The sequence below is a fragment of the Streptomyces sp. AC602_WCS936 genome (genome assembly GCF_019049125.1).
Classification (GTDB): Bacteria; Actinomycetota; Actinomycetes; order Streptomycetales; family Streptomycetaceae; genus Streptomyces.
In genome coordinates, this window is record NZ_JAGMUF010000008.1 from 95,481 (window position 1) to 111,132 (window position 15,652).

The 15,652-nt window shown below is 71.7% G+C and carries 14 protein-coding genes; 5 read left to right on the forward strand and 9 right to left on the reverse strand.

What is annotated here, in order from left to right; genetic code table 11:
- The first annotated feature begins 21 nt into the window (after positions 1-21).
- Positions 22-393, forward strand: a complete 372-nt coding sequence (locus KUM03_RS03125) for a holo-ACP synthase (protein ID WP_217245459.1) — start codon at positions 22-24, stop codon at positions 391-393.
- A gap of 30 nt (positions 394-423) precedes the next feature.
- On the opposite strand, the gene KUM03_RS03130 is transcribed toward KUM03_RS03125, so the two are convergent.
- The gene (locus KUM03_RS03130) at positions 424-1,053 is read right to left on the reverse strand and encodes a helix-turn-helix domain-containing protein (protein WP_254398754.1); all 630 of its coding nucleotides are present in this window, start codon (positions 1,051-1,053) and stop codon (positions 424-426) included.
- A gap of 70 nt (positions 1,054-1,123) precedes the next feature.
- Here KUM03_RS03130 and KUM03_RS03135 point away from each other — a divergent pair, with 70 nt between their 5' ends.
- Positions 1,124-2,584 carry an NAD(P)H-hydrate dehydratase gene (locus KUM03_RS03135; protein ID WP_217245460.1) on the forward strand — a complete coding sequence of 487 codons (1,461 nt, stop codon included), beginning with the start codon at positions 1,124-1,126 and terminating at the stop codon, positions 2,582-2,584.
- A gap of 46 nt (positions 2,585-2,630) precedes the next feature.
- On the opposite strand, the gene KUM03_RS03140 is transcribed toward KUM03_RS03135, so the two are convergent.
- From KUM03_RS03140 to KUM03_RS03150, 3 genes are all read right to left on the reverse strand, one after another.
- On the reverse strand, positions 2,631-3,767 hold the full coding sequence (locus KUM03_RS03140) for an acyltransferase (protein WP_217245461.1): 1,137 nt from the start codon (positions 3,765-3,767) through the stop codon (positions 2,631-2,633).
- A gap of 234 nt (positions 3,768-4,001) precedes the next feature.
- Entirely contained in the window at positions 4,002-5,849 is a 1,848-nt protein-coding gene (gene glmS, locus KUM03_RS03145) for a glutamine--fructose-6-phosphate transaminase (isomerizing) (RefSeq protein WP_217245462.1), read from the reverse strand.
- Between the two features lie 99 nt (positions 5,850-5,948).
- Positions 5,949-6,761 (reverse strand): hypothetical protein, encoded by an 813-nt coding sequence (locus KUM03_RS03150; protein WP_217245463.1) that lies wholly within the window; start codon positions 6,759-6,761, stop codon positions 5,949-5,951.
- Between the two features lie 271 nt (positions 6,762-7,032).
- Between KUM03_RS03150 and coaA the strand changes: the two genes are divergently transcribed.
- Positions 7,033-8,001, forward strand: a complete 969-nt coding sequence (coaA, locus tag KUM03_RS03155) for a type I pantothenate kinase (RefSeq protein ID WP_217245729.1) — start codon at positions 7,033-7,035, stop codon at positions 7,999-8,001.
- A 29-nt stretch (positions 8,002-8,030) separates the two neighbouring features.
- The gene (locus tag KUM03_RS03160) at positions 8,031-8,972 is read left to right on the forward strand and encodes a DUF389 domain-containing protein (RefSeq protein WP_217245464.1); all 942 of its coding nucleotides are present in this window, start codon (positions 8,031-8,033) and stop codon (positions 8,970-8,972) included.
- An 85-nt stretch (positions 8,973-9,057) separates the two neighbouring features.
- Here KUM03_RS03160 and glmM read toward each other — a convergent pair whose 3' ends face one another.
- The 4 genes from glmM to KUM03_RS03180 all read right to left on the reverse strand — a co-directional run bounded on the left by glmM (position 9,058) and on the right by KUM03_RS03180 (position 13,042).
- Entirely contained in the window at positions 9,058-10,416 is a 1,359-nt protein-coding gene (gene glmM, locus KUM03_RS03165) for a phosphoglucosamine mutase (protein WP_217245465.1), read from the reverse strand.
- Positions 10,417-10,630: 214 nt separating this feature from the next.
- A complete protein-coding gene (rpsI, locus tag KUM03_RS03170) occupies positions 10,631-11,143 on the reverse strand; it encodes a 30S ribosomal protein S9 (protein ID WP_217245466.1) in 513 nt (170 codons plus the stop codon).
- Positions 11,144-11,185: 42 nt separating this feature from the next.
- Complete coding sequence (gene rplM, locus KUM03_RS03175; protein ID WP_043380986.1) at positions 11,186-11,629, reverse strand: 50S ribosomal protein L13; 444 nt, start codon at positions 11,627-11,629, stop codon at positions 11,186-11,188.
- 207 nt (positions 11,630-11,836) lie between these two features.
- On the reverse strand, positions 11,837-13,042 hold the full coding sequence (locus KUM03_RS03180; RefSeq protein WP_217245467.1) for a glycosyltransferase family 87 protein: 1,206 nt from the start codon (positions 13,040-13,042) through the stop codon (positions 11,837-11,839).
- Positions 13,043-13,327: 285 nt separating this feature from the next.
- Between KUM03_RS03180 and KUM03_RS03185 the strand changes: the two genes are divergently transcribed.
- Positions 13,328-14,224: a hypothetical protein gene (locus KUM03_RS03185; protein WP_217245468.1), complete on the forward strand. Its 897-nt coding sequence runs from the start codon at positions 13,328-13,330 to the stop codon at positions 14,222-14,224.
- A 28-nt stretch (positions 14,225-14,252) separates the two neighbouring features.
- On the opposite strand, the gene KUM03_RS03190 is transcribed toward KUM03_RS03185, so the two are convergent.
- Entirely contained in the window at positions 14,253-15,623 is a 1,371-nt protein-coding gene (locus KUM03_RS03190) for a cellulose binding domain-containing protein (protein WP_217245469.1), read from the reverse strand.
- Positions 15,624-15,652: the final 29 nt, after the last annotated feature.

Genomic DNA, 15,652 nt, shown 5'->3' on the forward strand with positions numbered 1-15,652 from the left:
TCAGTGGTTAGGGTGCCCGGCATGAGCATCATCGGGGTCGGTATCGACGTGGCCGAGATCGAGCGGTTCGGCGCGTCGTTGGAACGTACGCCGGCCTTGGCGCGGCGGCTCTTCCGGGAGAGCGAGCTGCTGCTGCCCGGCGGGGAGCGCCGGGGTGTCGCCTCGCTGGCCGCCCGGTTCGCGGCGAAGGAGGCGCTGGCGAAGGCACTGGGCGCGCCGGGCGGGCTGCACTGGACGGACGCGGAGGTGTACATCGAGGACAGCGGGCAGCCGCGCCTGCGGGTGACGGGGACGGTGGCGGCGCGGGCGGCGGAGCTGGGGGTGGCATCGTGGCACGTGTCGCTCAGCCATGACGCGGGGGTGGCGTCGGCGGTGGTGATCGCGGAAGGGTGATCACGGAGGGGTGAGCCGGGCCCGGTGGGGTCAGTTCCCCGTCGGCTGGACGCGGATGTGCATGCGCTCGCCCTGTGCTCCGTACAGGGCGATCCATTCGACGGGCCGGTCCCCCGCGTTGGCGATCCCGTGCGGGACCCGGGTGTCGAACTCCGCCGTCTCACCGGCCGTCAGGACGAGGTCGTGGTCACCGAGAGCGAGGAGCAGGCGCCCGGAGAGGACGTAGATCCATTCGTGGCCCTCGTGGGAGCCCTGTTCGGGGCGCGGGGTCCACTCGGTGCGGGCGGTCGCGGGGGCGGGCAGGATCTGCTTGTACGCGTGCAGCCCGTCGTTGGGGTTGCGGGTGAGGGGGACCCAGGTCTGGCCGTGCCGGGTGAAGGGGCGGGGGTGGACGCGGGGGTCGCCGGTGCGGGAGCCGACCAGTTCGTCCAGGGGCAGCCGGTGCGCTCTGGCCAGCGGCAGCAGGTGCCGCAGCCCCGGCTCGCGCTGCCCCGACTCCAGCCGGGACAGGGTGGACACGGAGATGCCGGTGGCGGCGCCGAGCTGGGCCAGCGTGAGGCCGCGGGCCTGCCGGATGGCGCGCAGGCGGGCCCCCAGCGAGGTCATCACCTGTGCCGTCTCCTCGTCGCCGATCTCGCTCATGCCACCCGTGCCACCCATGGAACAACTGTCCCCCATCGTGGGCGGCGGGGCCGTGCGTGATCACGGTGTACGGGGAAGACTCGACGCCATGCGGACTGCGTACAGCGTGGAGACGGTCAGGAACGCCGAACGGGAGCTGATGGCGCGGCTCCCCGAGGGGGCGTTGATGCAACGGGCGGCGGCCGGACTGGCCGTCGCCTGCGCCCAGGTGCTGGGCCGGGTGGCCGGCCGGGTCTACGGCGGCCGGGTGGTGCTGCTGGTCGGCAGCGGGGACAACGGCGGCGACGCCCTGTACGCCGGGGCGCGGCTGGCCCGGCGCGGGGCGGGGGTGACGGCGGTGCTGCTCTCCCCACAGCGGGCGCACGGCGGGGGGCTGGCGGCGCTGCGCCGGGCGGGCGGCCGGGTCGCGGAGAGCGCCGGTGCCCGGGACCTGATCGAGCGGGCGGACCTGGTCGTCGACGGCATCGTCGGGATCGGCGGCAAGGGCGGGCTGCGCGAGGAGGCGGTGCCGCTCGCGGACGCGGCGGCGCGGTCGCGGGCCTCCGTCGTCGCGGTGGACCTGCCGAGCGGGGTCGACGCGGACACCGGGCAGGTGCACGGGGCGGCCGTGCGGGCCGACCTGACGGTGACGTTCGGCGCGCACAAGCCGGGGCTGCTGGTCGATCCGGCGCGGGAGTACGCGGGGTCGGTGCGGCTGGTGGACATCGGGCTGCCGCTGCCGGACGACGCGGCCGAGCTGGAGGCGTTGCAGCACGCGGAGGTGGCGCGGCTGCTGCCGGTGCCGGGAGTGGAGAGCGACAAGTACCGGCGGGGGGTCGTGGGCATCGCCGCCGGGTCGGCGCGCTATCCCGGCGCGGCCGTGCTCGCCGTCGCGGGGGCGCTGCGGGGCGGGGCGGGGGCGGTGCGGTACGTGGGTCCGGCCGGGGACGCGGTGATCGCGCGGTATCCGGAGACGCTCGTGTCGGACCAGGGGCCGAAGCGGGCGGGTCGGGTGCAGGCGTGGGTCGTCGGTCCGGGGGCCGGTGACGACGCCGGGACCGTGGCCGAGGTGCTGGCGGCCGAGGTGCCGGTGCTGGTCGACGCGGACGGGCTGCGGCTGGCGGACGCCGGGGCGGTGCGGGCGCGCACGGCGCCGACGCTGATGACGCCGCACGCCGGGGAGGCGGCGGCGCTGCTCGGGGTGGGCCGCGAGGAGGTCGAGGGGGCGCGGCTGGCCTCGGCGCGGGAGCTGGCGGGGCGGTACGGGGCGACGGTGCTGCTGAAGGGCTCGACGACGGTGGTGGCCGGGGCGGGGGGCGGGCCGGTGCGGGTCAACTCGACGGGGACGTCGTGGCTCGCCACGGCCGGTAGCGGGGACGTGCTGTCCGGGCTGGCGGGGTCACTGCTGGCGGCGGGGCTGTCGGCGCGGGACGCGGGGAGCGTGGGGGCGTATCTGCACGGGCTGGCGGGGCGGTTCGCGGCGGAGGGGGCGCCGGTGGGGGCGCATGAGGTGGCGGGGGCGATTCCGGGGGCGTGGCGGCGTGTGCGGGAGGTGGTGCGGAACCCGTGAGCGGGCCTCGTGAGCGGGCCTCCGGAGGCCCGCTCTCGGTTCGCACCTAGGGCTTGCCCTGGACGACGGTCGCCGCCGGGCTCTTCGCCGCCGCCGCGGGACGGGACTTCGGGCCCCGTTTCGTCCACCACTGCTGGGCCGGTTCCTCGACCCACCGGTACAGGAGCCAGGCGAGCGCCTGGGAGATCAGAAAGGTCCCGAGGAGGAAGACGATCGCCTCGCTGCTCGGCTCCATGCGATGCGGCCAGTACTCGCGGATGAACTGGTTGACGGTCTGGTGGACGAGGTAGAAGGCGTAGGAACTGGCCCCGAGCGCGATCAGTGACCGGTTGGTCAGCAGCCGGGAGCGTCCTGCGCCCTCGTTCTGCACGCACGCGGCGAGCAGCAGCACGGACAGGATCGCCACGACGGGGCGGACGGTGCCCTCCATCTGGTGCGCGACGAAGGGGCTCGCCCAGTCGGAAGCGCGCGTGTAGACGACGGCGTACACGAAGAACACCACGACCACCGCGGTGGGCCGCACGGGGACCCGGTAACCGCGCCGGAGGGCGATGGCGAAGGTCACGCCGATGAGGAACTGGGGCAGGTAGACCACCGGGTGCCGCATCACCCAGGAGGCGTCATGGCCGTTCAGGTAGTGGTCGGCCGCCATGTGCACCGCCCACATCCCGGCCAGGCCGGCCAGCGTCAACACGGCCAGGCTTCTGGTGCGCAGCGCGCGCAGACGCCCGATGACCAGTGGGAAGAGCGCGTAGAAGAGGAGCTCGACACTCAGCGTCCAGGTGACGGGGTTGCCGGGCAGCGTGGGCACCGCGTCCGGCAGCCACGCCTGCACCAGCAGCAGGGAGGCGACGAAGCTGACGGCGTCCGTGCGGTCGTCACCCATGCCGTAGAAGACGGCGACGGCAGCGACGGCGGCCACCAGGTGGGCGGGGTAGATACGGCCGAAGCGCCGCCAGTAGAAAACCTTCTTGCCATTGCCCGGTTTGTGGCTCCAGGTGAGCAGGAAACCGGAGAGGACGAAGAAGAACGTCACCCCGTGTGCGCCGATCTTCGAGTACGGGAAGAGTTCCGGCACTCGCCACACACCGCCGCCGGGGCTCACACCGTTGTAGTGGTGGACGAAGACCGCGAAAGCGGCGAAGAAGCGCAGGCTGGTCAGCGAGGCCAGACGCGTGGGCAACGCTTTGGCCCCGTCTGTGCGTCCGGACCAGATCACGGTCCGGTTCGCGGGTGCCGGTGGGGCTGTGGTCATGAAGGTCCGCCAGTCGTGTCCGCGTGCCAAAGCGGCCGGACGGGGGAAACAAGGTTCACCACGGGAACAGCCGCAAACCCCCGCACTCTAGCGATCAGCTCCTGATGCGCCCAGAGGTGCACCCGGTGACCTTCGTCGCACACTCGCGCCGGGCTCCGCCGCTCACTCCACCGTCACCGACTTCGCCAGGTTCCGCGGCTGGTCCACCTCGTTGCCCCGTGCCGTCGCCAGCTCGCAGGCGAAGACCTGGAGCGGCACCGTGGCCACCAGTGGCTGGAGCAGGGTCGGGGTGGCCGGGATGCGGACCAGGTGGTCGGCGTAGGGGACGACCGCCTCGTCGCCCTCCTCGGCGATGACGATGGTGCGGGCGCCGCGGGCGCGGATCTCCTGGATGTTGGACACGATCTTGTCGTGGAGGACCGAGCGCCCGCGCGGGGACGGCACGACCACGACGACCGGCAGGTCCTCCTCGATCAGCGCGATCGGCCCGTGCTTCAGCTCGCCCGCCGCGAAGCCCTCGGCGTGCATGTACGCCAGCTCCTTGAGCTTGAGGGCGCCTTCGAGGGCGACCGGGTGGCCCACGTGCCGGCCCAGGAACAGCACCGTGTTCTTGTGGGCGAGGGAGCGGGCCAGTTCCCGCACGGGCGTCATCGTCTCCAGGACCTGCTCGACGGCGACGGAGATCCGGGAGAGGTCGCGGACGACGTCGCGGATCTCGTCGCCGTACTTCGTGCCCCGTACCTGCCCGAGGTACAGGGCGACGAGGTAGCAGGCCACCAGCTGGGTGAGGAAGGCCTTGGTGGAGGCGACGGCGACCTCGGGGCCGGCGTGCGTGTAGAGGACGGCGTCGGACTCGCGGGGGATCGTCGAGCCGTTGGTGTTGCAGATGGCCAGGACCTTGGCGCCCTGTTCGCGTGCGTGGCGCAGGGCCATGAGGGTGTCCATGGTCTCGCCGGACTGGGAGATCGCGACGACCAGCGTCTGCTGGTCGAGGATCGGGTCCCGGTAGCGGAACTCGCTGGCCAGCTCCACCTCGCAGGGGATCCGCGTCCAGTGTTCGATGGCGTACTTGGCGATCAGCCCGGCGTGGAAGGCCGTACCGCACGCGACGACGACGACCTTGCCGACCTCCCGGAGCACGTCCGCGGGGATGCGCACCTCGTCCAGGCTCAGGCTGCCGGAGCCGTCGATGCGGCCCAGGAGGGTGTCGGCGATCGCCTGCGGCTGCTCGGCGATCTCCTTGAGCATGAAGGAGGCGTAGCCGCCCTTCTCGGCGGCCGAGGCGTCCCAGTCGACGTGGTAGGAGCGGACGTCGGCCGGGCTGCCGTCGAAGCCGGTGACCGTCACGCCGCCCGGGCGCAGCTCCACCACCTGGTCCTGGCCCAGCTCGACGGCGTCCCGGGTGTGCGCGATGAAGGCCGCCACGTCCGAGGCGAGGAAGGCCTCGCCCTCCCCCACGCCCACCACGAGCGGCGAGTTGCGGCGTGCGCCGACGACCACGTCCGGCTGGTCCGCGTGCACCGCGACCAGCGTGAACGCGCCCTCCAGACGCCGGCACACCAGCCGCATCGCCTCGGCGAGGTCGGCGCAGCCGGAGAACTCCTCGGCGAGCAGGTGGGCGACGACCTCGGTGTCGGTCTCGGAGGCCAGCGCGTGGCCGCGCTCCTCCAGCTCGGCCCGCAGCGGTGCGAAGTTCTCGATGATGCCGTTGTGGACGACGGCCACCCGGCCCGCGTTGTCGAGGTGCGGATGGGCGTTGGCGTCGGTCGGCGCGCCGTGCGTGGCCCAGCGGGTGTGGCCGATGCCGGTCACGGCGCTCGGCAGTGGCCGCTCGGCCAGTTCCTTGTCCAGGTTGACGAGCTTCCCGGCGCGCTTGGCGGTGGCGAGGCCGCCGTCCGCGAGCACGGCCACACCCGCCGAGTCGTATCCCCGGTACTCGAGTCGCTTCAGCCCGGCCATCACGACGTCGATCGCCGACTGAGATCCCACGTATCCCATGATTCCGCACATGACGGGCAGCCTACGATCAGATTCGATCGCGAACCGGCCTTCCCGTGCCCGAAATCGGAAATTCCCACCGGGGTACGAACGCCACCGCCCGACCCGGCGTCAGCCGAGCTTGGCGACCTGCGCGTCCACGACGTCCATGGGGACCTCGAAGTCCGCGCCGTTCATCATGGAGGAGAGGTTGGTGGCGCTGAAGGTGGCGAGCGTGGCGCCCTTGCGGACCACGACGATCTTCATGGGCGCGGCGGCCTCCTTGCCGACGTCGATACCGATGGTGGCGGCGACGCCTTCGTCCCCGCCCTCGGGGGCGGCGGTCGTGGTGACCTCGGCGACCCGCATCTTCTCGCCGTCCACGGTCGCGGTGAAGCCGCCGGCGCACTTCTCGGTGGCCGCCTTCAGCTCCGTCAGCGCCTGCTCGGCGTCGCCGCCCGCGTAGGAGGCGACGTTCAGCCTGATCATGTTCACCTGGATCTCGGTCATGTCCTGACCGTCCGGGCCCGAGCCCTCGGAGAGCGTGTCCGTCTGCCCCTCCCAGGAGCGCTTCACCTCGGCACCCGGCTCCCCCTGGGCCACGGCGGCGACGGCGAGGGCGAGCGGCAGACAGGCCTTGTCGTCCGTGGAGACCTTGTCCCTGGCGACATCGTCGTCGGCCGGGATCTCGGTGGCGACTTTGCCGCTCTTGACATCGGCCTGGGCGAGAGCGATCTTCTCCAGTTCCGCGGCGCTCAGCGCGTCGCCCGCCGGGGCGGCCTGCTCCGACTCCGCCTTGCCGTCACCCGCCGGAGCGGACTGGTCCGACGTGGCCTTGCCGTCGTCGCCACCTTCGTCGGACGACCCGCCGCAGGCGGTGACGAGCAGGGCAAGGGCGGCGGCCGAGGCCGCGAGGGCGGTGCGGCGGACAGCGGTCGTTCTCACGTCGGCACTCTTTCATCGGGGTGATGTCGGATCACGCGTCGGATCGTGTCGGATTACGTCGAGGTCTGCCGGGACAGGCAGACGGATTCCGCTCGAAGTTGTGCACCATACACACGGCAATCGCACCTATGATCGATAACCAGCCATCCGTACCCGCCCGTAACTTCGGCGGAGCAGTCCATCGGCGGCGGAGCGGCCGACGTGACACACCCCACCTGCCGCCCTGTTCGAACTCCGTTAACAATGGACTGTGATCTCTCCGGTCTCCTCGATGCCCCGGAGCGCCCACCGGCAACGCCCGGAGGCGACTCCCTACGTCGACCTCACCCGCCCCGAGTGGAGCGCGCTGCGCGACAAGACGCCGCTGCCGCTGACCGCCGAGGAGGTCGAGAAGCTGCGCGGCCTCGGTGACGTCATCGACCTCGACGAGGTCCGCGACATCTACCTCCCGCTGTCCCGGCTCCTCAACCTCTACGTCGGCGCCACCGACGGCCTGCGCGGCGCGCTGAACACCTTCCTCGGCGAACAGGGCTCCCAGTCCGGCACCCCGTTCGTCATAGGGGTCGCCGGCTCGGTCGCGGTGGGCAAGTCCACCGTCGCCCGCCTGCTCCAGGCGCTGCTCTCCCGCTGGCCCGAGCACCCGCGCGTGGAGCTGGTCACCACCGACGGCTTCCTGCTGCCCACCAAGGAGCTGGAGGCCCGGGGCCTGATGTCGCGGAAAGGTTTCCCCGAGTCCTACGACCGCCGGGCCCTGACCCGTTTCGTCGCGGACATCAAGGCGGGCAAGGCGGAGGTGACCGCGCCCGTCTACTCCCACCTCATCTACGACATCGTCCCCGATCAGAAGCTCGCCGTCCGCCGCCCGGACATCCTGATCGTCGAGGGCCTGAACGTCCTCCAGCCCGCGCTGCCCGGCAAGGACGGCCGCACCAGGGTCGGTCTGGCCGACTACTTCGACTTCAGCGTGTACGTCGACGCCCGCACCGAGGACATCGAGCGCTGGTACCTCAGCCGCTTCCGCAAGCTGCGCGAGACCGCCTTCCAGAACCCGTCCTCGTACTTCCGCAAGTACACCCAGGTGTCGGAGGAGGAGGCCCTCGACTACGCCCGCACCACCTGGCGCACCATCAACAAGCCCAACCTGGTGGAGAACGTGGCGCCCACCCGCGGCCGGGCCACCCTCATCCTGCGCAAGGGGCCCGACCACAAGGTGCAGCGGCTGAGCCTGCGCAAACTGTGACGGCGCCCGTCCCACGGTAGAAATACCGGATGCTGCATCTGCGCCTGATCACCCCGGCCGACCGCACCGACGAGGTCGTCCACCTGATCGACCGGACGGTCGGCACCACGCACCTGGTCGTCCTGCCGGGCGCCGCCCGCGATCCGGTGGGCGACGTGGTCATGTGCGACGTGGCCCGCGAGGCCGGCGACGAGCTCATCAACCGGCTCCGCTCCCTGGGCATCGACAGCTGCGGCGCCATCACCGCCGAGAACATCGACCTGTCGTTGTCCGAGCGTGCCGAGCGGGCGGAGCGGGACGCGCCGGGCGAGCCCGCCGACGCGGTGCTGTGGGAGCAGTTGGAGGAGGCGACGCACGAGGAGTCGACCCTCTCCATCACCTACATCGCCTTCATCACGCTCGCCACGATGATCGCGGCCTGCGGTGTGGTGCTCGACAACGCGATCCTGATCGTGGGCGCGATGGCCGTCGGCCCGGAGTTCGGCCCGCTGGCCGGCATCTGCACGGCGATCGTGCAGCGCGCGCCGCGGCTGGCGCTGCGGTCACTGATCGCGCTGCTGGTGGGGTTCGCGGTGGCGATGGCGGTGACGGTGGGCTTCAGCCTCTTCATGGACGCCGTGGACCTGTTCAGCGAGGCCAAGTTGGACGCGGAGCGCCCCAACACCGGGTTCGTGTACGCCCCCGACTGGTTCTCCTTCGTGGTGGCGGTCCTCGCCGGCATCGCGGGCACGCTGTCGCTGACGTCGGCGAAGTCCGGCGCCCTAGTGGGCGTCGCCATCTCCGTCACCACGGTCCCGGCCGCCGCGAACGCGGCCGTAGCCCTCTTCTACGAGGACACCCACCAGGCCTGGCGCTCGACCGAGCAGCTACTGCTCAACCTGGCCGCCATCATCCTGGCCGGCACCCTGACCCTCCTCGCCCAGAAGGCCCTGTGGGCGACCCAACGACGCCGGATGACGAAACCCACCTAGGGGCGCGGGGAACTGCGCGACAAGCCACGACGCGGCCGCAGCCCGCAGCACACAGAACCCCCACCCCGAACCCGGTCCGGGAGAATTACCCCAGCGCCGACTTAACAGAATCCGCCAGCCGCCCCGCCACAGCCCGAGCCTGCTCGATGTCCGCCGCCTCGACCATCACCCGCACCAGCGGCTCGGTCCCGGAGGGACGCAGCAGCACCCGCCCGGTGCTCCCCAGCTCCCGCTCGGCCTCGGAAACCGCCGTGGCCAGCTCGGCAGAGCTCGTCACCCGCGACTTGTCCACGTCCGGCACATTGATCAGCACCTGCGGCAGCCGCTCCATGACGGCCGCGAGGTCCCGCAGCGTACGCCCGGTCTGCGCCACCCGCGCCGCCAGCATCAGGCCGGTCAGCGTGCCGTCACCCGTCGTGGCGTGGTCGAGGATGATGACGTGTCCGGACTGCTCGCCGCCGAGGGCGTAGCCGTGCTCCTTCATCTCCTCCAGGACGTACCGGTCGCCGACGCCGGTCTGCGCGAACCGGATGCCCTCGCGCTCCATGGCCAGCTTGAAGCCCAGGTTGGACATGACGGTCGCGACGACGGTGTCGGAGCGCAGCGCGTCCCGCTCCCGCATCGCCAGCGCCAGCACGGCGAGGATCTGGTCGCCGTCCACCTCCGCGCCGGTGTGGTCCACGGCCAGGCAGCGGTCGGCGTCGCCGTCGTGGGCGATGCCCAGGTCGGCGCCGTGCTCGACGACGGCGGCCTTGAGCAGGCCGAGGTGGGTGGAGCCGCAGCCGTCGTTGATGTTGAGGCCGTCCGGCACGGCACCGATGGTGACGACCTCGGCACCGGCCCGCGCGAACGCCTCGGGCGAGACCCGGTGGGCGGCGCCGTGCGCCTCGTCAAGGACGATCTTCAGCCCGTCGAGGCGGTTGGGCAGGACGCCGACGAGGTGGGCGACGTACTGGTCGAGCCCCTGGTCGTAGTCCCGCACCCGGCCGACGCCGGCGCCGGTCGGGCGGTCCCAGGGGGCGCCGGTGCGGTGGTCGGCGTAGACGGACTCGATACGGTCCTCCAGCTCGTCGGCGAGCTTGTGGCCGCCGCGGGCGAAGAACTTGATGCCGTTGTCGGGCATGGCGTTGTGGCTCGCGGAGAGCATCACGCCGAGGTCGGCGCCGAGCGCGCCGGTGAGGTGGGCGACCGCGGGCGTCGGCAGCACGCCGACACGCAGCACGTCCACGCCGGCGCTGGCCAGGCCCGCGACCACGGCGGCCTCCAGGAACTCCCCGGAGGCGCGCGGGTCCCGTCCGACCACGGCGGTCGGCCGGTGTCCGGCGAAGGTGCCCGCCTCGGCCAGTACGTGCGCCGCGGCGACGGAGAGACCGAGCGCCAGCTCGGCCGTCAGATCCGCGTTGGCGACGCCGCGCACGCCGTCCGTGCCGAAGAGTCGTCCCACTTGTCCTCCTGAGGAAACGTCACGGACGGGAGCGCTGCCGGTGCGGCCCACGCAGCGGGCCCCCGTCGTCCCGGGCGCACACACCGCCCGGGCATCCGATCACATGAGCCTTAGAACGTCTTGTGCCGTTATACGCCCAACGGCAGGGATAAACGAATGCCCCGGCAGCACAGTGGCGTGCCGCCGGGGCGTTCGGAGTACAGACAGGCGCGGCTTAGCGCTTGCTGTACTGCGGGGCCTTGCGGGCCTTCTTCAGACCGGCCTTCTTGCGCTCGACCGCACGGTCGTCGCGCTTGAGGAAGCCGGCCTTCTTCAGCGGGCCGCGGTTGTTGTCGACGTCGGCCTCGTTCAGGGCGCGGGCGACACCGAGACGGAGCGCACCGGCCTGACCGGAGACACCGCCACCGGCGATGCGGGCGACGACGTCGTAACGGTCGTCCAGCTCGAGCACCTTGAAGGGCTCGTTGACCTCCTGCTGGTGCACCTTGTTGGGGAAGTAGTCCTCAAGGGTGCGGCCGTTGATCTTCCACTTGCCGGTGCCCGGGACGATCCGGACACGGGCGATGGCGTTCTTGCGACGGCCCAGGCCGGCGGCCGACTGGGGCTCGCCGAAGGCGGAGGCCATGGACTCCGAGGTGTACTCGCCCTCGACGGGGACCTCGGACTCGGTGGTGTAGCTGTCGATGTCGATCTCTTCGAGCGGCTGCTCGGCAGTGGTCTCGGCCACGATGCTCCTCAGATTCTCTTCAGTCTTAGGGGGTGGCCGGAATTACTGCGCGACCTGGGTGATCTCGAACGGCTGCGGCTGCTGCGCGCCGTGCGGGTGCTGGTCACCCTTGTAGACCTTCAGCTTCGAGAGCATCTGACGGCCCAGGGAGTTCTTGGGGAGCATGCCCTTGATGGCCTTCTCGACGGCCTTCTCCGGGTTCTTGTCCAGCAGCTCGTCGTAGCGCACCGAGCGCAGACCGCCCGGGTAGCCGGAGTGGCGGTACGCCATCTTCTGGGTCCGCTTGTTGCCGGAGAGGTGCACCTTGTCGGCGTTGATGATGATGACGAAGTCACCAGCGTCGACGTGCGGCGCGTAGATCGGCTTGTGCTTGCCGCGCAGCAGGGTGGCGGCAGTGGTGGCGAGACGGCCCAGGACGACGTCCTGAGCGTCGATGACGTGCCACTGGCGCGTCACATCGCCGGGCTTGGGGCTGTACGTACGCACGGTTCGTAGCCTTCGCTTCTTCAGTGAGTGGTCCTGACATGGTCACCGAAGACGATCACGACAGCCCTGACCGCACCGCGGTGACGCAAACCGCGTGCTGGTCGCTGGTCATCGGTCCCGGTGGACCGGTGTAAGGGCCCCTCACGTGAGAATGAGCAAGCCAATACACATACGACTGTGCAGAGTACCCGGGGTGGCACAGCCTGGTCAAAACGGAGCCGCGGCGGCCGGTGCGCTCCTCTCCCCGGTCCCGGCGCGTACCTCGTCGCCGTCGGCCGCCCGCCCCGCGTTCGCCTGCCGGGCGACCGTCACCGCCAGCACACACAGCGTGAACGCGTCCCGGAAGGCCCGCCGCTTCTCCGACTCCAGCCAGGGCCAGGTCACCCCGGGCACCTGCGGCACCAGGGAGATCCAGAACCAGACCACGCGGGCCGCCGAGCCGGCGTACGGCAGTCCGGCGAGCAGCAGCGGCAGGACGACCAGGAGGTAGTGGTCGTAGGAGGGCCGGGAGACGAGGAAGGCCGCGAGCATCAGGCCCGCGCCGGTCTCCGCGAGCCGCAGCGGCCCGGGATCGGCGCGGCGCCAGCGGACGTACGCGCACAGCACCCCCGTCCCGGCCGCCGCCACCGCCAGCGCCTGGGCGAGCGTCTCCGGCACCCCGAGCCGGGGCAGCACGGCCGCCGGGGACGCCTCGTAGAGCCGGACGAAGCCGTCGTCGCCGTGCAGGAGGAAGGGCAGGGTGCGGGTGAAGAAGCCGGCCGGGTCGGGCATCAGCAGCGCCGCCGCGCCGGAGGCGAGCGCGGGCAGGGCCACGGCCGTCGCCAGCGCCCGCCACCGCCCGGCGAACACGAAGAGCAGGACGACGGGCGCGAGCAGCGGCTTGAGCGCCACCGCCACCCCGATCACCACCCCCGCCGCCGTCCACCGCCCCCGGCTCGCCAGGAGCAGTGCGAGCGGCAGGGCCACGGCCGCCGTCACCGTCCAGTTGCCGAGCCGCACCAGGTGCCCGAACGGCGCGAAGCCCGCCGCGAGCCCGGTGAGCCCGAGCACCGCGAGCCTGCTGCCGAGCGGCACCCGGTGCAGCCGCAGCGCGCACGCCCAGCCCGCCGCCAGCAGGGCGGTCACCGCGCACGGCACCAGCCACCGCAGTACCGCGCCGGGCAGCATCGCCTGCGGTGCGGCGGCCAGGATCGCGCTCGGGAGGTAGAGGAAGTGCGGATCGTCGTACGGGGAGCCGCCGGCCAGCCAGGTGCGGGCGGCCCGCACGACGATCGCGTTGTCCATCCCCCCGTCCGAGGTCACCCGCGCCGCGTGCCCCGCGCACGCCGCCAGCACCGCCAGGAGCACCGCCCACAGCGGCCCGCCCGCCGGTCGCACCAACCACCCGGAGATGTCGCTTTTGCCCGTCCGCATGGACGGAACGCTAGGTCCTGCGGGGCCTCCACAGCCGCACCAGCACGCCGCACGGCCCGTCACAGGCCCTGTCGTCAGTCTCCCGTCTGCTCAGCGGTGCCTGGCACGCACATCTGCGGCGTTGTCGTCAGTCGCCGACTCCCCCACTCTCGACTCCGCTCGAGCGGGGGGACCCCCATCGCGTCGACTCCCTCCTCCGCCTTGCAGCTGCACGCACCAGACACCGCTGAGCCCGCCCTTCGGACGGACGACGGGAGACTGACGACAGGGCCTAAGATGCCGCCCATGAGCTTTGGGCAGGGGGGACCTCAGTCGCAGTGGGATCCCTGGAAACCGCAATCGCAGCAGCCGTCCCAGCAGCCCTGGAACAGTGGCCAGGGCGACAACACCCCTGACTGGGCCGCCCTCGCCGAGGCCTCCGAGGCCCGCGCCAAGCGCCGCCGGCTGCTCTTCATCGGCGGCGGCGCCCTGGCCACCGTGGCGATCGCCAGTGCCGTCGCCGTGGCCGTGGTCTCGGCGAACGGCTCCGGGCAGGCGTCGGACGCCCCCTCCTCGCAGCTGCCCGCGACGGCGGACATACCCAGCGCGTCGGCCACCGCCCCCTCGTTCGCGCCGACCAGCGCCCCGCCGCCGCTGGACCCCAAGGACTTCATCTCCAGCGTCAAGAAGGACAAGGCCCCGCTCAGCCCCGACGCGCTCTTCCCCGGCACCCAGCTCACCATGAGCGGGACGGTCTACAAGAAGGGCCCGACGGCGGACACCCGCACCTGCGGCTCCGCGGCCCAGAAGACGCTGCCGAAGGTCCTCACCGACAACGACTGCACCCGCATGATGCGCGTCACCTACACCCAGGGCGACGTGGCGGTGACGGTCGGCGTGGCCGTCTTCGACACCGAGGCGCAGGCCCTCAAGGCCAAGGGTCAGGCCGACCAGAAGAGCATCATCCGCTCCCTGTCCGGCGGCGGCGTGAAGTCCTTCTGCACCGGCGCCGTCTGCCGCTCCACCACCAACTCCTACGGCCGCTACGCCTACTTCACCGTCGCCGGCTTCACCGACGGCAAGGACGTGACGGAGAAGACCACCGAGGTGTTCAAGGCCGGCGACGACCTGGCCGAGTTCGCCTTCCGCCAGATCCGCCGCCGCGGCGAGGCCCAGGCGTCGGCGGCGGCCCAGGCGGGCTGACCGCCGCCCTGCCGGTCACCCCTGCCGGTCACTCCCCCGCGAGCGTGTTCACGTGCCGCGTGCCCGCGGCGGCGTAGTCGGCCGCGGCCTTCGCCGCGTCGTCCGGGGCCACGACCTGGCCGGACATGAGGTAGACCCAGTCGACCTTCATCTCCCAGGAACGCTCCCCCTTGAAGGGGAGGTCGATGAACCAGTTGCTGAAGTTGATGCTCATCGGCTCGCGCGGGAGGTACTTCTTCCCGCTCGTGAACAGCGTTTCGCCGTCCACCGAGTAGGTGACCTTGCCGTCGGCCGCGGTCATGGCCAGGGTGTGCCAGCCGCCGAGCTTCAGCTGGTGGGGCTTGGTGACCCGGTCGCCCAGGTCGCTGCTGCGCCAGCTGGTGGTGTCGAGGATCGGACCGTAGCGGCCCCAGCCGCCGTTCGCCATGTACTCGAAGTCGAGTTCGCTGTACTTCTCCGACCTGTGGTCCGGCGAGATGGCGAAGACGGACTGGGAAGCGTGATCACCGTCCTCGCCGGTCACCGGTTCGTCGGTGAAGTACACGCGGGCGACGAACGTGCCTTCGCGGAACACCGGGCGCGCGGTGTGGAATTCGGACTGCACCGTGCCCTTCTCGGTGCCGTCGGTACGGGCCTCCAGCCGCAGCGCCTGCCCGCCGTCACCGTTCTCGCCGGCGGGGAACGTGACGCCCTTCGCCGACCACGAGTCCTCGACGCCCGGGCCGCCCGCGCCGTCGCGCACCTCCCAGCCGTTGGCGGCGAGCGCCGGGTCCTCGGGGCCCGTGTAGGCGAAGTCGTCGAAGAGGAGGCCATCGGGCGGCCGCACCGCTTCGGCGGGGGCTCCCGCGTTCGCGCGCTTCCCCGACCCCGTGGTCTCCCCCCGCGGTCCCTCGCCCCACACCTGGGCCCCGTCCAGGTAGGCCGTGACCCGCTCGGACTCCTGGTACGACGTCTTCTCCGCGTCGAACGAGTAGTCGTCCGACTGGTCCAGCTTCTTGTCGTCGACGCGGTACAGCTGGAGCCCGATCGCCTGGGTCGTCCCACCGGGCTTCAGGGTGCCCGCCTCCCCCGTGAAGCCGATCTCCAGATAGCGGTTGGCCTTCGGACCGGCCTTCTGCGCGTCGGCCGTGTGCAGGGTGACCTTGGAGCAGTCGAGGGAGGTCTGCACGCAGTTGGCCGCGAACTGGGCGCCGTCGTCGGCGGTGTAGTGGTACCGGACGGTGACGTCGGCGAGGTCGACCGCCTTGCCGGACGTGTTGATGACTTCAAGCCACGGTGTGGCGGCGTCCGTCACCGCCGAACCTTCGGTGCGGTAGCGGACGGTCAGAGCTGTGGACTTCTCGTCCGACGGCCACCACCGGTAGGCGGCCGCACCGGCGGCGGCCAGAAGGACCACCACAAACATAATGATAAGGGCGTTGCGCCCTT